This is a genomic window from Paracoccus sediminicola (genome assembly GCF_027912835.1).
Taxonomy (GTDB): Bacteria; Pseudomonadota; Alphaproteobacteria; order Rhodobacterales; family Rhodobacteraceae; genus Paracoccus; species Paracoccus sediminicola.
In genome coordinates this window covers 1164251-1180876 of record NZ_CP115768.1, presented here as the reverse complement: position 1 = coordinate 1180876, position 16626 = coordinate 1164251, and the positions used below count along the sequence as shown (strand labels likewise).

The 16626-nt window shown below is 64.9% G+C and carries 22 protein-coding genes; 6 read left to right on the top strand and 16 right to left on the bottom strand.

Annotated features, from left to right (window positions below):
• Positions 1-27: 27 nt before the first annotated feature.
• Complete coding sequence (locus PAF18_RS05830; RefSeq protein ID WP_271117666.1) at positions 28-1314, bottom strand: homoserine dehydrogenase; 1287 nt, start codon at positions 1312-1314, stop codon at positions 28-30.
• Positions 1315-1449: 135 nt separating this feature from the next.
• The gene (locus tag PAF18_RS05825) at positions 1450-1971 is read right to left on the bottom strand and encodes a hypothetical protein (RefSeq protein ID WP_271117665.1); all 522 of its coding nucleotides are present in this window, start codon (positions 1969-1971) and stop codon (positions 1450-1452) included.
• A 137-nt stretch (positions 1972-2108) separates the two neighbouring features.
• Between PAF18_RS05825 and PAF18_RS05820 the strand changes: the two genes are divergently transcribed.
• Positions 2109-2636, top strand: a complete 528-nt coding sequence (locus PAF18_RS05820; protein WP_271117664.1) for a DUF4174 domain-containing protein — start codon at positions 2109-2111, stop codon at positions 2634-2636.
• An 86-nt stretch (positions 2637-2722) separates the two neighbouring features.
• On the opposite strand, the gene PAF18_RS05815 is transcribed toward PAF18_RS05820, so the two are convergent.
• From PAF18_RS05815 to PAF18_RS05790, 6 genes are all read right to left on the bottom strand, one after another.
• Entirely contained in the window at positions 2723-3301 is a 579-nt protein-coding gene (locus PAF18_RS05815) for a hypothetical protein (protein WP_271117663.1), read from the bottom strand.
• Between the two features lie 164 nt (positions 3302-3465).
• A complete protein-coding gene (locus PAF18_RS05810; RefSeq protein ID WP_271117662.1) occupies positions 3466-3690 on the bottom strand; it encodes a YMGG-like glycine zipper-containing protein in 225 nt (74 codons plus the stop codon).
• Positions 3691-3794: 104 nt separating this feature from the next.
• Positions 3795-4166 carry a hypothetical protein gene (locus PAF18_RS05805; protein ID WP_271117661.1) on the bottom strand — a complete coding sequence of 124 codons (372 nt, stop codon included), beginning with the start codon at positions 4164-4166 and terminating at the stop codon, positions 3795-3797.
• Positions 4163-4564: a hypothetical protein gene (locus PAF18_RS05800; protein ID WP_271117660.1), complete on the bottom strand. Its 402-nt coding sequence runs from the start codon at positions 4562-4564 to the stop codon at positions 4163-4165. The genes PAF18_RS05805 and PAF18_RS05800 overlap by 4 nt, the downstream gene beginning before the upstream one ends.
• A 63-nt stretch (positions 4565-4627) precedes the next feature.
• Positions 4628-4768: a hypothetical protein gene (locus PAF18_RS05795; RefSeq protein WP_271117659.1), complete on the bottom strand. Its 141-nt coding sequence runs from the start codon at positions 4766-4768 to the stop codon at positions 4628-4630.
• A 159-nt stretch (positions 4769-4927) separates the two neighbouring features.
• Entirely contained in the window at positions 4928-5593 is a 666-nt protein-coding gene (locus PAF18_RS05790) for a DUF6497 family protein (protein ID WP_271117658.1), read from the bottom strand.
• Positions 5594-5851: 258 nt separating this feature from the next.
• Between PAF18_RS05790 and alr the strand changes: the two genes are divergently transcribed.
• From alr to PAF18_RS05770, 4 genes are all read left to right on the top strand, one after another.
• Positions 5852-6880, top strand: a complete 1029-nt coding sequence (alr, locus tag PAF18_RS05785; RefSeq protein ID WP_271117657.1) for an alanine racemase — start codon at positions 5852-5854, stop codon at positions 6878-6880.
• Between the two features lie 126 nt (positions 6881-7006).
• Positions 7007-8116: a PhoH family protein gene (locus PAF18_RS05780; protein ID WP_271118067.1), complete on the top strand. Its 1110-nt coding sequence runs from the start codon at positions 7007-7009 to the stop codon at positions 8114-8116.
• Complete coding sequence (gene ybeY / locus PAF18_RS05775) at positions 8109-8597, top strand: rRNA maturation RNase YbeY (RefSeq protein ID WP_271117656.1); 489 nt, start codon at positions 8109-8111, stop codon at positions 8595-8597. The genes PAF18_RS05780 and ybeY overlap by 8 nt, the downstream gene beginning before the upstream one ends.
• On the top strand, positions 8594-9571 hold the full coding sequence (locus PAF18_RS05770; protein WP_271117655.1) for a hemolysin family protein: 978 nt from the start codon (positions 8594-8596) through the stop codon (positions 9569-9571). The genes ybeY and PAF18_RS05770 overlap by 4 nt, the downstream gene beginning before the upstream one ends.
• A gap of 307 nt (positions 9572-9878) precedes the next feature.
• Here the strand turns inward: PAF18_RS05770 and lexA are convergent, their stop codons facing one another.
• The 5 genes from lexA to PAF18_RS05745 all read right to left on the bottom strand — a co-directional run bounded on the left by lexA (position 9879) and on the right by PAF18_RS05745 (position 13657).
• Positions 9879-10577 carry a transcriptional repressor LexA gene (lexA, locus tag PAF18_RS05765; protein ID WP_271117654.1) on the bottom strand — a complete coding sequence of 233 codons (699 nt, stop codon included), beginning with the start codon at positions 10575-10577 and terminating at the stop codon, positions 9879-9881.
• Positions 10578-10669: 92 nt separating this feature from the next.
• Positions 10670-11845 carry a molybdopterin molybdotransferase MoeA gene (locus PAF18_RS05760; RefSeq protein WP_271117653.1) on the bottom strand — a complete coding sequence of 392 codons (1176 nt, stop codon included), beginning with the start codon at positions 11843-11845 and terminating at the stop codon, positions 10670-10672.
• The gene (moaC, locus tag PAF18_RS05755; RefSeq protein ID WP_271117652.1) at positions 11842-12312 is read right to left on the bottom strand and encodes a cyclic pyranopterin monophosphate synthase MoaC; all 471 of its coding nucleotides are present in this window, start codon (positions 12310-12312) and stop codon (positions 11842-11844) included. The genes PAF18_RS05760 and moaC overlap by 4 nt, the downstream gene beginning before the upstream one ends.
• Positions 12309-13097, bottom strand: coding sequence for an indole-3-glycerol phosphate synthase TrpC (trpC, locus tag PAF18_RS05750; protein ID WP_271117651.1), 789 nt, complete (start codon positions 13095-13097; stop codon positions 12309-12311). The genes moaC and trpC overlap by 4 nt, the downstream gene beginning before the upstream one ends.
• Before the next feature lie 59 nt (positions 13098-13156).
• Positions 13157-13657, bottom strand: coding sequence for an anthrone oxygenase family protein (locus PAF18_RS05745; RefSeq protein WP_271117650.1), 501 nt, complete (start codon positions 13655-13657; stop codon positions 13157-13159).
• Between the two features lie 87 nt (positions 13658-13744).
• Here PAF18_RS05745 and PAF18_RS05740 point away from each other — a divergent pair, with 87 nt between their 5' ends.
• A complete protein-coding gene (locus tag PAF18_RS05740; RefSeq protein ID WP_271117649.1) occupies positions 13745-14341 on the top strand; it encodes a TetR/AcrR family transcriptional regulator in 597 nt (198 codons plus the stop codon).
• Here the strand turns inward: PAF18_RS05740 and PAF18_RS05735 are convergent.
• The 3 genes from PAF18_RS05735 to PAF18_RS05725 are packed head-to-tail and all read right to left on the bottom strand — an operon-like array spanning position 14338 to position 16582.
• Positions 14338-14985 carry a uracil-DNA glycosylase gene (locus tag PAF18_RS05735; protein WP_271117648.1) on the bottom strand — a complete coding sequence of 216 codons (648 nt, stop codon included), beginning with the start codon at positions 14983-14985 and terminating at the stop codon, positions 14338-14340. The genes PAF18_RS05740 and PAF18_RS05735 overlap by 4 nt on opposite strands.
• Entirely contained in the window at positions 14982-15995 is a 1014-nt protein-coding gene (trpD, locus tag PAF18_RS05730) for an anthranilate phosphoribosyltransferase (RefSeq protein ID WP_271117647.1), read from the bottom strand. Before trpD ends, PAF18_RS05735 begins: the two co-directional genes overlap by 4 nt.
• Complete coding sequence (locus tag PAF18_RS05725; RefSeq protein ID WP_271117646.1) at positions 15992-16582, bottom strand: anthranilate synthase component II; 591 nt, start codon at positions 16580-16582, stop codon at positions 15992-15994. Before PAF18_RS05725 ends, trpD begins: the two co-directional genes overlap by 4 nt.
• Positions 16583-16626 lie beyond the last annotated feature (44 nt).

Below are 16626 nucleotides of genomic sequence, written 5' to 3'. Positions count from 1 at the left end.
CAGCGCCCCCGTTCGGCGGCTGCGTTTTCAGACTTCCTCGATGCGCAGCTCGACCGGATCCTCGGCGATGACCCCGGTTTTCGGCAGCAACTCGATGGCGTGGTCGATGGCGTCGGGCGTTGTCTTGTGGGTGACGATCAGCACCGGGGCCGGGCCGTCCTCGTGGTCATATTGCCGCATCCGGTGAATCGAGATCCCGGCATCGCCAAGAACGCTCGCCACCTTGGCCAGAGCGCCCGGCTTGTCCAGCAGGGCCAGCCGCAGATAATAGGCGGCGGGCACGGCGGTGCGGGCGGGCTGCGCGAGGGTCAGGCCCGAGGCGGGCTGACCGAAGACCGGCACCCGAACGCCGCGCGCCAGCTCGACAATGTCGGACATCACCGCGCTTGCCGTCGGGCCCTCGCCCGCGCCGGCGCCGCGCAGCACGACCTGACCGACCGCATCGCCTTCGATCACGACCATATTCGTGCCGCCCTGCAACTGTCCGATCGGGCTGTCGGCGGGCACAAGGCAGGGCGACATGCGCTGCTCCAGCCCGCGCGCCGTCATCTGCGCCACCCCGAGCAGCTTGATCCGGTACCCCATATCGGCGGCGCGTCGGATATCGTCGATCGACACCCGCTCGATCCCCTCGATCTCGACCGCGTCGAAATTCACCCGCGTGCCGAAGGCGATCGAGGACAGGATCGCCAGCTTGTGACTCGCGTCGATCCCGCCCACATCCAGCGTCGGGTCGGCTTCCAGATAACCCAGTTGCCGCGCCTCTTCGAACACGGCCTCATAGGGGAGGCCCGCGCTTTCCATCCGCGTCAGGATATAGTTGCAGGTGCCGTTCATGACGCCCATCACCCGTTCGAGCCGGTTGCCGGCCAGCGATTCCGTCATCGTCTTGATGACCGGAATGCCGCCTGCCACCGCCGCCTCGAAGCGGATGACCCGGCCCTCGGCCTCGGCCAGCTCGGCCAGGCTGTGACCATGCATTGCCAGAAGCGCCTTGTTCGCGGTGATCACATCCTTGCCGCTTGTCAGCGCCCGCTGAACCGACTCGCGGGCGACACCGTCATCCCCGCCGATCAGCTCGACATAAACATCGACATCTTCGCGCGCGGCCAGCGCGCAGGCATCATCGACCCATTCGTAACCCGACAGATCGGCATCGCGGTTCTTCAGGCGGTCGCGCGCGCTGATCGCGGTGATGGCAACCGGACGGCCCGAACGCGCTGCGATCAGATCGGCATGTTTCTGGATGATCTTGACGACACCGATCCCGACAGTGCCGAGCCCGGCGATGCCAAGCCGAAGAGGGGCGGTCATGAGAGCCTCGTTGTTTCGCTTGCTGCGCCTGTTAGCGCGCCGCGCGCGCGGTTGCAACGCGGCTGAGCGTGTCAGGAGCGGCGAAAATTCAGCGCGTTGCGCAGCGGACCCTTGCACCGGCCGGGTCGCAGGCGCTCAATCGGCGTCGTCGTGACCGACCCATTCGCCCTCGATCCCGGTGGCGCGCATGATGGCGACGATACGCGCGGCGGCGTCGAGCGTCTGGTCCTGAATGCGCTCAATATCCTTGATGCCGAGATCGTCGGGAAAGGCTTCGCCCTTGGTGTTCAGAAAGGCGGGATGCCAGCGCGGGCTGTCCGCCACCGGCTTCCACGAGGCGTGGCACAGCATGTTGCGCGAGCGCCGGATCTGACGCAGCGCACCGGCCAGGCTGTCGCGATCCTTTACCCGGGCGCGCTGCATCTGCTTGATGAACTGGTCGATCAGCGTGCCGAGCGAATCGTCGGCCACATCCTCCATCCGCTGCAGCCAGGAATTCAGCGCCCGGTCGCTTGGCGCTTCGCCGAGCCCGTCGCGAGAGAGTGCGAAAATGGCGCGTTTCAGCGCTTCCTCGAGAAAGCCGAAGCCCGACACGGCGTGGCCGATGGCGGCGGCGAAGTCCTCGGGCAGGCGGGCAGGGGCGCGATGCATGGTCATGGCCGATACCTATCCAAGCTTGGCGGGCTTGTCTGCACCGCGCAGCGATCAAATTCCCGCGGCTAAGGGCGGACATTCTGGCGCAGCGTCTTTCACAGCCCGGCGCGGGGACTATATTCAGATCAAACGAGGTGAGAATGCGGCATATTCTGGCGATCACGATTGGCGCTTTTGTGGTGGCAGCGATGGGGGATGGCGGCGACTCCGCGCCGCCGTCGCGAATCAATCCACCCTCTCCGGCCGAGGTGGATGCGGCGCAGGCGAGCGGTGGGCCGACCCGCCCCGAGGTCGAACCCCGGACGCTGCGCATTCTGGATGCCGCCGAGGTCGCACCCGAGGATTTTCTCTGGACCGCGCGACCCGTTGTGGTGTTTTCCGACACCGCCGCCGATCCGGCCTATACGACCCAGATCGACGCATTGCGCGACCGGCCTGAACCGATGATCGAACGCGATGTGGTGATTGTCACCGACACGGATCCAGGCGCGTCAAGTCTTTGGCGCAAACGACTGAACCCACGCGGATTTTCTCTGATTATCATGGATAAGGACGGGCAGGTGAAGCAGCGCAAGCCCTCACCGTGGAGCGTGCGTGCGATTTCGCGGGCAATCGACAAGTTCCCGCTGCGCCGCGAAGAGATCGGCCGTGTCGGGCTGAAACCTTGATTCTTGCGCAAACCCGTCCTGGCGCCTATATTTGAGGCATCAGAAGGGAGTTTGCGCCATGTCCGCAAATTATACGCCGAAGCCAATTACCGTGAGAACCGGCCCGCGTCCGGGCTACTGACCCGTCCGGTCCCGTCCATATTGGACCGGATCGCCGCCATCGCGGCCTCACCCAACTCGATCGCACCGAGTTTCATAGAGATATAATCGCGATACATCGCCGCGGCCCGCTCGGGGCCGATTTTCGCCGTGTCGAGCACGCGAAGATCGGCAATCATCGCGCCAATCGCATTCAACTGGCTGTAATACAGAACCACCGGGTCGACCGTCCCGCGTGGCAACACGTGCAACTCGCTGAGGATCGCGCGAAAAATCGCGTCGTTATGCTCGGTCGGGATGACGGGGAAATACCCCGGCTCGGCGATGATGCGCTCGGCGATCTCGGCGCCGTAATCCTGCACCTGATCGCGTTCGAGCACCGCCACATGGGCGCGGATCTCGGCAAAGATGGCGCGCTGCACGTCGCGCACTCGCTCGGCCCGGCTTTTCGCATCGCGCCGGCGGCTCTGGAAGGCGACGACCCACCAGCCCGCGGCAATGAAGAACCCGGCAATCACCGCCGATTGCGCCTGAGGCGAGATGAATTGATCCAGCGGTGCGGCCATGCTTGGCGTCCTGCGTCGGTGGCGGGTCCGTCATGGATAGGCCATTCCCCGCGCCGTGTCAGCAGCGCAGCGACCTGACAGAGCCGCGCGATGCAAAAACGCCGCCCGCGGGGAAAATCGGGGCGGCGTTTCGTCAGCCCTGGGGCTGTAAAGCGCGCTCGGCCTTACTGGCAGAAGCGAACATCGTTGCACAGCGCACCGGCTGCGGCACCTGCGGCGGCGCCTTTATAGACGTCGCTTTCATCCTTGCCGGCGACATGAGCGATGGTGGCGCCCGCCGCCGCGCCGATCGCTGCGCGGTCGACATCGGTGGGGTTGATGTTCTGGGTGCAACCGGCGACGGCAAGCGCAACAAGCGCGGCCGCAGCCGAAAACTTGAATTTGGACATATCGGAGTTCTCTGTTCTGGGCCCGGCATCTGCCATTCGGTCAGTGTCCCGGGCGAGGGATGGCTGCGGCCGCCGTGACGGCAGCCGCGTCGCCGTGATGAAGGTTACTGCGCGCAGACGCCCGCGTCGTCGCAAAGCGCGCCAGCGGCTGCGCCGAGCACCGCGCCGGTCCCGACATCTTCGTCAAAGGCCTTGGCGGCCACGGCACCGGCACCGGCACCCACCAGGGCGCGCTGCGAATCCGCGGACATATAGGTGCCACCGCCATAGGGCCCCTGGGCACAAGCCGAAAGACCGGCGATCGCGAGAACGGCACCGGCGAGGCGGAGAGAAGTCTTGGTCTGCATGTTGCACTGCCTATGTTTGGTCGCCCATTGGCGGGCATTTCTGTTTGCGAACACCACATTGCCACATTGTGTGGCTTCGGAAAACTGACAAGCGCGTGACATGGTTGCGAGCGGCAACCGCTTGCTCATGCCGGGTCGTCATCCTCTGCCGGACCGTCCTCCCAATCTTCGCCGAACTGATCGTCATCGGCAAAAATTTCGGGAAATCCGGCCTGTGCCTTTGACATGTCGACTCGCAGAAGCTGGTCGTAATCGGTCGGGTCCAACTTTCCGACCGCCACCACTTCGCGCCCCAGAAGCCAGGAAAGACGTCCGGCGTCCAGATTGCCGCGTTCGAATTCCTCTTCGCCGAAATGCGCGATCAGCGCTGCCAGAAACCCCGCATCGGCACGCCGGTCGGCGGGGCTGCGGTCGCGATAGCGCTCTCGCGCAGTCAGCTTGGTCGCGCCCTTGGGATTGGCGCGGCGGATGGTGAACTGGAAATCAGTCGAAGGCAGGCGGGAGGGAAAGCCGCGATGCTTCAGCATGGCGTGGTCCTCTGTGACGTGACGCGCGGTGCGCCAGAGGCGTCCGCGCGTCGGTCGCCAAGATCAGTTGGCGCCGTATTTGCCCGTATAGACCGGCTCTTGGGTGACGGGCTGCCCGACCGGCATGGTCACTTCGGGCTGGCGCGGCTGGCATGCGGCCAGAACGCCCATCGCAACGAGGGCAAGCGCGATTTTTTTCGACATGGTCTGCTCCTGTATGGTGGGGCTTCAACGCCCCTTTCTTGTCGGTTGTCGCGCGGATGCGCGGACGCGCTGATTCTAGGGGGGAAATCCGCCCCGCGATAGCCGGGTTCGCCCGGCTCGGCGCGTCTTCGCCGAGATGTGGCAGCGTTGCATCAGGTCTCAGAACGGTTCCCAGATACAGGCGTCACGTCCTTCGGGGAGGCTGAACGCCTCGAAAAGCTGCACCGCGCCGACGGCAAGCCCGGTCTCGTCAAGCTCGCGATCGGCCAGCGAGATCACGATCTCGGTCGGGGGCGGATCGGTCTCGGCCAGCCGGGGCAGGACGAAATGCTCGCACAGCCAGACGATGTCATCATGCATCGGGTCACGGACCAGCAGATCGGGGGCGCGCGGCACGGCCGTCGCGGGGTCGGCGCCGCTGCCCCCGTTATCCTCGGCCAGCGCCCGCGTCGCCGCAGCGATACCGTTGAAGGCGACAAGCGGCAGTTGCTCGAGTTCTTCGGCCGAGATCAACCCGTCCTGTAGCGCGTCGGCCAGAATTTCCGCCGCGGGGTCGCGTTCGGAGGCGGCAAGATCCTCGAGCGCCGCCATATCCTCATCGGTCAGCCGCTCCATCGGCTCGGGCTCGGCGGGGGGGATAAGATAGGCGAGGCCCGGCGCCACGAAGCGAAAACGATGGGTCAGCCCGTTCGGACCTTCGCGGCCTTCGATCAGATCCTGAAAATAGATCTTCTGGCCCGAGGGAACGGGCAGCGGCGCCGTTTCCTCGGCCAGCGCCGGCAGGCCGATCAGGGCAAGGGAAATGGCAGCGATGAGGGGATTCATGCCGCCCCCGCGCTGCCGGTATCCGGGGCGGGGCGGAAGGGCGCAATCGCGCAGACACCCGGCAAACCCGCCGGAGACGATTGCAATGACTGATGATACTCGTTCAACATGGCCGTCCCGATGCCTGCTCGATGCCAGCTTTCGGCGCGGCAGACAAGAGAACAACCGCAAAATGGTAAACTGTTGCAGCGCCGCAAGACCACGAACCGCTGAGGCAGAGCGCTTGACCTTGTCAGCCGTGCCGCGCAAGAGAAAATCATGGTTCTGAAAATAGACAGCTCCGCCCTCAGGGCGAATTATCACGCTCTTGCGACACGTTCCGGCCAGGCGCGCGCCGGTGCGGTGGTCAAGGCTGGCGGGTACGGGCTTGGCGCGGGCGCTGTGGCGCGGATCCTTGCCGAGGCGGGGGCAGAGGATTTCTTTGTCGCGCTCGCTTCCGAAGTGGCCCCGGTGCGCGCGGCGGTGGGCGATGCGGCGCGGGTCTATGTGTTTGCCGGGCATATGGAAGATTGCGATCCCGGATCGGCGATCCCGATGCTGAACAGCGCCGAACAGTTCTTCCGCGACCGCGCCATGCGCCCCGGCCAGCCCTTCGGCATCCAGCTTGACAGCGGCATGAACCGGCTGGGGATGGAGCCGGGCGAATGGGCCGCGATCCGGGACGAGGCGCTCGGCCAGGGACCGGCGCTGATCATGTCGCATCTGGCCTGTGCCGACGAGCCGGACCACCCGATGAATGCACAGCAGCTGCGATGCTTTCGCGAGATGACCGACGGTGTCACGGCGCCGCGCAGCCTTGCGGCCACCGGAGGGATATTGCTTGGTCCGGAGTATCACTTTGACGTGACAAGGCCCGGGATCGGGCTTTATGGCGGGCAGCCCTTCGCCGAGGCGCAGCCGGTGGTCCGCCTGTCGCTTCCCGTGATCCAGACCCGCGAGGTGCTGGAGGGCGAGACGGTCGGCTATGGCAACAGCTGGACCGCAAAGTCGCGGACCCGCGTGGCCACGGTCGCTGCGGGCTATGCGGATGGCATTCACCGTGCGCTTTCGTCGGACGGAGATGCGCCGCGTATCGCGCTCTGGGCTGGGGATAAGGCCTGCCCGGTGATCGGGCGCGTGTCGATGGATCTGATCACGGCGGATGTCTCGGCGCTGCCGGATGTGCCGCCCGCGCTTGACCTGCTCGGGCCCCGGCAGGGTATCGACGCGGTGGCCGACGCAATCGGCACCATCGGTTACGAGGTGCTGACCTCGCTCGGGGGCCGCTATGAGCGGCAATTCCTCTGAGCGCGGCGCGACTGGCATCCGGAATGACGTGAAGTTTGCGTGACAGCACAGCCGAATTTGATCGAAACACTTGTGAAAACCCGCATCGCACCCCACCATGAGGGGGAAACCAGACCGGAGACCTCATTGGGCCTGACCCCGACCGCACCCGATACCGCCGCGCAAGACGCCACCACCCAGGGCGAGACGCTTCTCGAATTTCCCGACAACCGGCTGTTGATCGAACTCTGCGGCCCGGCTGACAAGAACCTCTCACAGATCGAGGCCGCGCTCGGCGTGCATATCCTGCGCCGCGGCAATCTGCTGGCCGTGGTCGGCGAGGCTCAGGCCCAATCCGAAACCGCGCAGCTGCTGCGAGCGCTCTACGCCCGGCTGGAACAGGGCCGCCCCGTGACATCGGCAGAGATCGACGCCGCCTTGCGCATGGGCCCGGATGCGGAACCCGCCTCGCTCTCGCCGGATGAGCAGCTGGAGATGTTCGGCAAGGGTCCGATCGAGCTGCGCACCCGCAAGAAGACCGTCGAGCCGCGCACCGATGCACAGAAGGATTATGTGCGCAATCTCTTCGCGAATGAGTTGGCCTTCGGCATTGGCCCGGCAGGGACGGGCAAGACCTATCTCGCGGTGGCGGCGGGTGTCACCATGCTGATCGGCGGCCATGTCGACCGCATCATCCTGTCGCGCCCGGCGGTCGAGGCGGGCGAGCGTCTGGGCTTTCTCCCCGGCGATATGAAGGAGAAGGTCGATCCCTATATGCAGCCGCTCTATGACGCGCTGAACGATTTCCTGCCGTCGAAACAGCTCGCCAAGCTGATGGAGGAAAAGCGGATCGAGATCGCGCCGCTGGCGTTTATGCGGGGCCGCACCCTGGCCAATGCCTTCGTGGTGCTGGATGAGGCGCAGAATGCCTCGACCATGCAGATGAAGATGTTCCTGACCCGCCTCGGCGAGGGCTCGCGCATGGTCATCACCGGCGATCGCAGCCAGATCGACCTGCCGCGCGGGACCCAATCGGGGCTGGTCGATGCCGAAAAGATTCTGCGCGGCGTCAAGGGCGTCAGCTTCAACTATTTCACCGCCAAGGACGTGGTGCGCCATCCTCTCGTCGCCCGCATCATCGAAGCCTATGACGCCGCCGATGCCGAGGCGCTCGCGCGGGGCCAGGAGACGCCGCGCGGCAGCTATGCGCCCCGCCGCACGCCCGGATCCTCGGGGCAGGGTCGCAGCGATGGCTGAGATCGACGTGGTCATCGAGGATGACCGATGGGAAGCGGCCCGGCTCGACGAGTTGGCGCGGCGTGCGGGGCAGGCGGCGCTCGACTGGCTGAACATGGATGCCGATCTCTGCGTGATGGGCTGCGACGACAGCCGCATCGCCGCGCTGAACGGCGATTTCCGTGACAAACCCGCGCCGACCAATGTGCTGTCATGGCCTGCGGTCGAGCATGTCGATCACCCGGCCGGAGCCAACCCGCCGCGACCCGACACGGATGAGCTTGGCGATATCGCGATCTCCTTCGATAGCTGCGCGCGCGAGGCTGAGACGCAGGGCAAGGCGTTTGATGCGCATGTGACCCATCTTCTGGTCCACGCGGTGCTGCATCTCGCCGGCTACGATCATCTGAACGATGCGGATGCCGAAACCATGGAGGCTGCCGAGCGTTCCATTCTCGAACCGCTCGGCATTGACGACCCCTATCAGGAGAGGAATTCATGAACAGCGACGCGTCCCGAAGTCCGGAAACCCATGCCGCTCCGGCCGATGATCCCGCCGGCTGGGCGGATGGCGTCGGCGGTGAGGGCCGGGACTTGCCGACCTCACGAGGCAGTTTTTTCGGGCGGTTGCTGGGGGCCTTTGGTGGCGGCGAGGAGGATGATGAGATCCCGGATGCGCATCGCGCGCCGCAGCCGGTCGCGCCGGGCATGGTCAATCTGCGCCGGATGCGAGTGGATGACGTCGCGATCCCGAAAGTCGAAATCGTGGCCGCGCCGGTCACTTCCAAGCTTGAAGAGCTGGTCGAGATGTTCCGCGAGCATGGTTTTTCGCGCGTGCCGGTGTTTCGCGGCACGCTGGACAGCCCGCTTGGCCTCGTGCATCTGAAAGATCTGGCGTTGAAACACGGCTTTGGCGCGAAACCGAGCGGCAAGTTCTCGCTGCGGCCGATGCTGCGCCCGCTGATTTACGTGCCGCCGTCGATGCCGATCGGCGTGTTGCTGCAGCAGATGCAGAAAGACCGCATCCACATGGCGCTGGTGATCGACGAATATGGCGGGGTGGACGGGCTGGTCACCATCGAAGATCTGATCGAGCAGGTGATCGGCGAGATCGAGGACGAGCATGACGAGGCCGAAGGCGGGCTCTGGCTGGCCGAAAAACCCGGGCACTGGCTGGTGCAGGCGCGCGCGCCTTTGGATGAGCTCGAGCAGGAGACGGGGCTGCGTCTCGTCCCGTCCGAGGAAGAAGATGATATCGATACGCTCGGCGGGCTGATCTTCATGCTGACCGGGCGGGTGCCGGTGCGCGGCGAGGTGATTCCGCATGAATCCGGTGCCGAATTCGAGGTGGTCGATGCCGATCCCCGGCGGATCAAGCGCGTACGTCTGCGCCTGCCTTCTCAGGCCACGGGGCAGGTATCTTCGACATCTGCGCAAGCCGATGGTCAGCACGGAAAGGCTGCCAGCGAAGGCTGATTGCGTGACGTGGCTCTTGCGGCGGCGTGCGATCGATGGGTGTACTCACCGCTCACCGCTCACCGCTCACCGCTCACCGCTCACCGCTCACCGCTCACCGCTCACGGCTGCCTTTCCTGAGTGAGGGCGCTGTGTTGAACCGATAGGCTGGACGGGTGGACGGCTTTCCGGCGTTTGAAATCTGGCGGCTGCGTGGCATGTGAGGCACATCGCCGCATGCATTCCGGATTTCTACCTCGGGTTTCTGCACGACCGCAGCCGAAGACAACGTCTTCAGCCCTCGCCGCGGCGGCGGAGCCAGCAACGATCAATAGCTTCGGATCAACCCCACAAGGCGACCTTGCACCCGAACCTTGTCCTCAGGCAGGACGCGCGTTTCATAGGCAGGGTTGGCGGCTTCCAAAGCGATCATCGCGCCCTTGCGGCGAAAATATTTGAGGGTCGCCTCATGCTCCTCGACCAGGGCGACGACGATGTCGCCATTATGCGCCGCGCTTTGTTCACGGATTACGACGAGATCGCCGTCATTAATCCCGGCCTCGATCATCGAGTCACCCTTCACTTCAAGCGCGAAATGGGTTTGGCGGCCAGACAGCATCGTGCCGGGCACGGCGACATGATGCGAGATTTCTGAGATCGCCTCGATCGGGACACCTGCCGCGATGCGACCCATCACCGGAAGGTCGACCGCATTTGAACTGACGGGCATGCCCCCAGAGGGCGGGGCGGACAAATCGCGACGATCCCCGTCAATGACCTGAGGCCGGAAGCCCTGTGCAGATTGCGCCAGCGATTCGGGAAGGCGCAGAATTTCGAGTGCCCGCGCACGGTGCGGAAGCCGTCGGATGAAGCCCCGTTCCTCGAGCGCGGTGACAAGCCGGTGAATGCCGGATTTCGATCGCAGGTCGAGTGCGATTTTCATTTCATCGAAAGATGGCGGTATACCATCCTGCGCCATGCGCTTTTGAATGAATTCGAGCAGTTCGATCTGTTTCTTTGTCAGCATGTTCCGGCCCCGTTGCGCGGTCGTTCGATAAATGTTCTGGCATGGATGAATCTACAGGTCAACACTCTGTGCGTGTTTCGGTAAATATCCGGTTAATCGAGCCGCATGAACTCGACGAACGTCCCCTTTTTACGCGCCGGGTCATTTGGCGGGCGCACCAGCAACGCGTCGGCCTCTGCCAGCAGACCGAGCCTGGCAGAGTCCTGGTCGGGAAACGGGGTGACCACCTCTTCGCAATTGACGTTCTCCAGCGCCGCGCGCAGGAAATGCATCCGGTTACCTTCCGCGCTCAGATCACTGCCCAGACGGCCCCGCCGCAGGCGCTCTTCACGGGGCAGCCCCACCATTTCGCGGAGCAGGGGTCGCATGAAAATTTCTGCGCAAACGATTGACGAAACAGGATTTCCAGGAAGTCCAAGCATTGCAGACCCCTTGATCTTGCCGGCAATCAGCGGCTTGCCCGGACGCATTGCAACCTTATAGAATTCACGCTGCATTCCCAGCCCTTCGGTGACCGCAGCGATCAGGTCGTGATCGCCGACCGAAGCACCTCCGATCGTGACGATCAGATCCGCACCGGCAGCACGGCTGAAGCGGTCCCGAAGGCTGTCAATGCTGTCCGCGGCAATCGGGAGGCACTCTGCCTCGGCCCCGGCGAGACGCGCCACCGCCGCGACGGCGATGTCGTTCGAGCAGATGATCTGATCGGGCGAGGGAGTGCTGCCGGGCGGGACCAGCTCATCTCCTCCGGCGATAATGGCGACGCGCGGGCGGCGAACGACCCGAAGTTCGGCAATGTTCATCGCCGCAATCAGGCCGAGATCCCGCGCGCTGAGGGGGCGCCGAGGGTCGAAATGGGTTCCTTTATGAAAATCAATACCTTGAGACCGAATATTGTCGCGTTTCTGCGCTTCGATCACGCGGATATGGTCCGTCTCGCGTTTCACATCCTCCTGCATGACGACGAGATCGTAACCCTCTGGGACGGGTGCGCCGGTGAAGATCCGAACGGCCGTTCCCGCAGCGGCTTCTCCTGTCCAGGGCCGGCCCGCCGCGGCTTCGCCGATGACCCTCAAAGGGCCATCAAGATCTGTACGGCGGAGCGCGTAGCCATCCATCGCCGCCGAATGAAAAGGTGGCTGTGTCAGCTCTGCCTGCACCGGCGCGGCGAGCACCCGACCCAAGCCTTCGGACAGCGGAATGCTTTCTGAAGGCAGCGGTCTGGCCAGGGAAAGAACCCGCGAAACTGCATCGCTGACAGAGATCATTTTGCGCTATAATACCCTGATTTTCCGCCGGTTTTTTGGATCAGGCGGATCTGCTCGATGCGCATTCCCTTTTCCGCAGCCTTCAGCATGTCATATATCGTCAGGCAGGCGGTCGTGACTGCGGTCAGTGCCTCCATCTCGACACCGGTCCGGCCGGTCGTTCGCACGGTGGCAGTCACGCGGATGCCGGGAAGTGACGGGTCGGGCACAAGGTCAAGCGCCACTTTCGAGAGCGGAAGCGGGTGACAGAGAGGGATCAGATCGGCCGTCCGCTTGGCCCCCATGATCCCCGCAAGCCGCGCCACCCCCAGCACATCTCCCTTTGCCGCGCCGCCCTGCGCCAGGTCGAGCGTTTCAGTCGTCATGATGACGCAGCCCTCGGCCACGGCCTCGCGCGCGGTCTCCGGCTTGGTCGAGACATCGACCATATGTGCCTGACCTCGCTTATCAAAATGCGTGAGGCTCATGCCGCCCCCAGAAGGTCGCGCGTGGCGGCGGTGACATCAGGCTGACGCATCAGGCTTTCCCCGATCAGGAAGCGCCGCGCCCCGGAGCGCGCCATCCGATCGAGATCGGCGCGCTCGAACAAGCCGCTTTCGCAGACCAGTTCACGGTCGTCGGGCAGATGGGCCGCGAGGCTTTCCGTCGTCGCAAGATCCAGCTCGAAGGTCTTGAGATTGCGGTTGTTTATTCCGATCAGCTCGGATTTCAGCCGCAGCGCGCGATCCAGCTCAGCCCGGTCATGCACCTCGATCAGCGCGTCCATGCCCCAATGCAGCGCCGCATCCTCCAACTCGGCGGCCAGATTGTCGTCCACCGTGGCCATGATGATGAGAATCGCATCGGCGCCCCAGCTTCGCGCTTCGGCGACCTGATAGGGGTCATAAAGAAAATCCTTGCGCAGCGCCGGCAGATCGACGGCAGCGCGGGCCGCCGAAAGGAATTCCGGAGCGCCCTGGAAGGATGGTGTATCGGTCAGAACCGAAAGACACGCCGCGCCGCCATCGCGATAGGCAGCGGCAAGGGCAGGCGGGTTGAAGTCTTCGCGGATCAGCCCGCGCGAGGGGCTGGCCTTCTTGATCTCGGCGATCAGCGCATAGCCGGTCCTGGCCTTTTCACGCAGCGCATGGGCGAAGCCGCGCGGAGGCTCGGCTTGGCGCGCGTTCTCTTCGATCTCTGCCAGCGAACGGGTCGCCTTGGCGGTGGCGATTTCGTCGAGCTTATAGCTCTTGATCCGGTCGAGAATATCCATGCGCGCGACCTTAATCGCGCTGTGTCGTCAGGGAAAGCCCCGGAGACTGCGCGGCGGGGTCAAAGCGCGTTTCGATCCATCAGCAGCGTGCCCCATAGCGCGATCAATAACGCCAAGCCTGACGCCACGGTCCGGACGATATTCCATCTCTGCCAAGGCGCGGAATAGGCGTTCCAGATCCGCCCTGCTTCCTCGATGCTGTCGGGGACGGCGATCCGGGCCAGCGCCTCGTTCATCGGCACATTGACGGTCATGGTCAGCACCAGCCCGCCGCAGAGATAGATTACCGCCGCGGCGCCGAAACACATGGCCGGCGCGCGTTGCGTGGGCAAGAGCAGCGCGGCGACGGCGCCAAGCGCCACCGGGGTCAGGAAGAAGGACGGGAAGAAAACGGCATTGCGGACCGAGGCGTTCATCGCCTGCATCGCCGCAAGGGCGTTGCGCGGATCGGCTGCGTCCAGACCCCACATGGTCGAGCAGATCCAGGCGTAAAAGAAGCCGAACACCGCTGCGTTCAGCATCAGCGCGGTCATGGTCAGAGAGAGGATGACAGGTTTCATTTGCGCCTCCGTAAGCGTATAAACTGATACGGTTACAGTTTGGCGTATTAATGTATACGCTTTATGTCAATGCGGAACGGAGCAGCTATGCGCGACGAAAAACGACGAGAGCGGCACGAGGCGATTGCCGCGGCCGCCTATGAAGCGCTTGCCGCACATGGCTATGGGGGTGCGTCCATGCTGAGGGTGGCGAAGGCGGCGCGGGCTTCGAACGAGACGCTGTATCGCTGGTATGGCGACAAGGACGGGCTGTTCGCGCAGATGATCGCCGATAATGCTGCCGAGACGCGCGGGCTTCTCGACGCGGCTCTGGGCAGTGGCGCCGACCCGGTTCCGGCGTTGCGCGAGGTGGCGCCGGTGCTGCTCGGGATGCTGGTCGGCACGCGCTCGGTTCTGCTGAACCGGGCGGCAGCGGCGGATGCGTCGGGACGTCTGGGCGCGGCGATCTCGGCGGGCGGTCGCGGCGAGGTGATGCCACGGCTGGAACGGCTTCTGGCGCCGCTTTGCGCGGGGCAGGGCTTCGATCCGGCGCAGGCGGTGCGGTGGTTTCTGTCGCTTCTCATCGGAGACTGGCAGATCCGCCGGGTGATCGGCGACATGGAGGCGCCGAGCCGCTCCGAGATTGCGGCGCGGAGCCAGAGCGCCGTAGATGATCTGCTGCGCTTGATCGGGCCCGCATCCTAGCGCTGTGTATTTCCGATCCAGTCGATTGGCGGCTCGCCGCACGCGCGCAGCCACGCATTCACCCGCGAGAAGGGGCGCGAGCCGAAGAATCCGCGCCGCGCCGAAAGCGGGGAGGGATGTGCCGTTGCGATCACCAGATCCTCGGGGCGCGGCAGGTCGGAAAGCGCCTTCTGCGCGTGGTTGCCCCAGAGAATGAAGGCCTGGCGGCGATGGCGCTGCGCCTCGGACACGGCCTCGCGGGCGAGCCGGTCCCAGCCCCATTTCGAATGAATGCCAGCCGCACCCGGCATGACCGAGAGCGAGCTGTTCAGCAAAAGCACGCCCTGCCGCGCCCAATGCGAGAGATCTCCCGAGGGCGGGCAAGCCTCAAGATCGTCGCGCATCTCTTTGAAAATATTGCCGAGGCTGCGTGGCAGAGGCGTGGTTTCCGTCACCGAGAAGGCCAGCCCATCGGCATGGCCAGGTGTCGGATAAGGGTCTTGCCCAAGGATCACGACACGCGTGGCATCGGGCGGGGTCAGCTCCAGCGCGCGAAAGATCGCCTTCGGTCCCGGCAGGAAGTCCAGCCCCGCCAAACGCGATTCGAGCTCGGGCCAGCGGTCGCGAAAGAACGGCAGATGCGCCCATTCTTCGGGTGGGGTCACACCGGCACCGCGCGGGCGAGGGCGGCAAGCTTGGTGCCCGCCGCGCCCGAATCGATACTCTCCGCGGCCATCGCGGCCCCTTCGCGCAGATCGCCCGCGCGCCCCGCAACCAACAGAGCCGCAGCGGCATTCAGCAAGACCGCATCGCGGTAGCCGCTTTTTTCGCCGTCGAGCAGCGCTCGGACCGCTGCGGCATTATGCGCGGCGTCGCCGCCCACGATCTCGGAGAAATCATGACGCGGCAGCCCGGCATCCTCCGGGGTGACGGTGAACTCGGTGATCTCGCCGTCTTTCAGTTCGACCACAAAACTGTCGCCAGAGATCGCAAGCTCATCGGTTCCGTCCGAGCCGTGCAGCAGCCAGACATGGTCCGACCCCATCTCGCGCAGCGTTGCCGCCATCGGGCGGCACCATTTCGCGTCGAATGTGCCGGTCAGCTGGCGCTTGACCCCGGCGGGATTGGTCATCGGGCCGAGCAGGTTGAAAATCGTGCGCGTCCCCAGCTCGGCGCGGGGCGGGCCGACATGGCGCATCGCCGGGTGATGGACCGGCGCCATCATGAAGCAAAGCCCGGCTTCCTTCAGCGCCGCCTGCGACTGCGCCGGGGTGGCCATGATGTTGATGCCAAGCTCGGTCAGCGCATCGGCCGCGCCGGATCTCGACGAGAGCGCCTTGTTGCCATGCTTGGCGACTGGCACTCCGGCGCCGGCAACCACAAGCGCCGCAGCGGTCGAGATGTTCAGCGTCTTGCGCCCGTCTCCGCCGGTGCCGACAATGTCCATCGCGCCTTCCGGTGCGGTGATCCGGTTCATCCGCGCCCGCATCGCGCCGGTGGCGGCGGCCATTTCGTCGACCGTCTCGCCGCGCACCCGCATCGCCATCAGCAGGCCGCCGATCTGCGCGGGCGTCGCAGCCCCTTCGAACAGCGCGGCAAAGGCGGCGTCGGCCTCTCCCTGTGTCAGGGGGCGTTCGGCGGCAAGCCCGATCAGCGGGCGGATATCGGTCGTCATGCAGGTTCCGGCGTTGAGCAGCGTTGCAGAAAGTTGCGGATCATGGCGTGACCATGTTCCGAGGCGATGGATTCGGGATGAAACTGGACGCCTTCGATGGGCAGCGCGTGATGGATAAGCCCCATGATCGCGCCGTCATCCGTCCGCGCGGTCACGCGCAGCGCATTGGGCAGGCTGTCGGGCGCGACGTTCAGCGAGTGATATCGCGTCGCTTGCAGGGGCGAGGGCAGCCCTGAGAAAACCCCGGTCGCGTCATGGCTGATCGCGTCCACCTTGCCATGCATGATCCGGTCGGCGCGGACCACGCGACCGCCAAACGCCTCGCCGATCGCCTGATGGCCCAGGCAGACCCCGAAAAGCGGCAGGTCTTTGCGTTCGGCCACCGCCCGGATCAGATCGAGGCATATCCCCGCCCGTGCCGGGTCGCAGGGGCCGGGAGAGATCACGATGCCGTCAGGCTGCATGGCGAGCGCATCGGCCACCGAGAGCGCATCATTGCGCCGCACCTCGACCTCGGCGCCTTCCTCGCCCAGATAATGCACGAGATTCCAGGTGAAGCTGTCGTAATTGTCGATAAGCAGGATCATGTCAGTCCGTGGCGATAGGGGGTGAACCCGGCGGGATCACGTCT

Excerpts from the sequence above, each read along its gene's own strand:
- PAF18_RS05830 (WP_271117666.1), bottom strand. The coding sequence starts at position 1,314 with ATGACCGCCCCTCTTCGGCTTGGCATCGCCGGGCTCGGCACTGTCGGG.
- PAF18_RS05825 (WP_271117665.1), bottom strand. The coding sequence starts at position 1,971 with ATGACCATGCATCGCGCCCCTGCCCGCCTGCCCGAGGACTTCGCCGCC.
- PAF18_RS05820 (WP_271117664.1), top strand. The coding sequence starts at position 2,109 with ATGCGGCATATTCTGGCGATCACGATTGGCGCTTTTGTGGTGGCAGCG.
- PAF18_RS05815 (WP_271117663.1), bottom strand. The coding sequence starts at position 3,301 with ATGGCCGCACCGCTGGATCAATTCATCTCGCCTCAGGCGCAATCGGCG.
- PAF18_RS05810 (WP_271117662.1), bottom strand. The coding sequence starts at position 3,690 with ATGTCCAAATTCAAGTTTTCGGCTGCGGCCGCGCTTGTTGCGCTTGCC.
- PAF18_RS05805 (WP_271117661.1), bottom strand. The coding sequence starts at position 4,166 with ATGAGCAAGCGGTTGCCGCTCGCAACCATGTCACGCGCTTGTCAGTTT.
- PAF18_RS05800 (WP_271117660.1), bottom strand. The coding sequence starts at position 4,564 with ATGCTGAAGCATCGCGGCTTTCCCTCCCGCCTGCCTTCGACTGATTTC.
- PAF18_RS05795 (WP_271117659.1), bottom strand. The coding sequence starts at position 4,768 with ATGTCGAAAAAAATCGCGCTTGCCCTCGTTGCGATGGGCGTTCTGGCC.
- PAF18_RS05790 (WP_271117658.1), bottom strand. The coding sequence starts at position 5,593 with ATGAATCCCCTCATCGCTGCCATTTCCCTTGCCCTGATCGGCCTGCCG.
- alr (WP_271117657.1), top strand. The coding sequence starts at position 5,852 with ATGGTTCTGAAAATAGACAGCTCCGCCCTCAGGGCGAATTATCACGCT.
- ybeY (WP_271117656.1), top strand. The coding sequence starts at position 8,109 with ATGGCTGAGATCGACGTGGTCATCGAGGATGACCGATGGGAAGCGGCC.
- PAF18_RS05770 (WP_271117655.1), top strand. The coding sequence starts at position 8,594 with ATGAACAGCGACGCGTCCCGAAGTCCGGAAACCCATGCCGCTCCGGCC.
- lexA (WP_271117654.1), bottom strand. The coding sequence starts at position 10,577 with ATGCTGACAAAGAAACAGATCGAACTGCTCGAATTCATTCAAAAGCGC.
- PAF18_RS05760 (WP_271117653.1), bottom strand. The coding sequence starts at position 11,845 with ATGATCTCTGTCAGCGATGCAGTTTCGCGGGTTCTTTCCCTGGCCAGA.
- moaC (WP_271117652.1), bottom strand. The coding sequence starts at position 12,312 with ATGAGCCTCACGCATTTTGATAAGCGAGGTCAGGCACATATGGTCGAT.
- trpC (WP_271117651.1), bottom strand. The coding sequence starts at position 13,097 with ATGGATATTCTCGACCGGATCAAGAGCTATAAGCTCGACGAAATCGCC.
- PAF18_RS05745 (WP_271117650.1), bottom strand. The coding sequence starts at position 13,657 with ATGAAACCTGTCATCCTCTCTCTGACCATGACCGCGCTGATGCTGAAC.
- PAF18_RS05740 (WP_271117649.1), top strand. The coding sequence starts at position 13,745 with ATGCGCGACGAAAAACGACGAGAGCGGCACGAGGCGATTGCCGCGGCC.
- trpD (WP_271117647.1), bottom strand. The coding sequence starts at position 15,995 with ATGACGACCGATATCCGCCCGCTGATCGGGCTTGCCGCCGAACGCCCC.
- PAF18_RS05725 (WP_271117646.1), bottom strand. The coding sequence starts at position 16,582 with ATGATCCTGCTTATCGACAATTACGACAGCTTCACCTGGAATCTCGTG.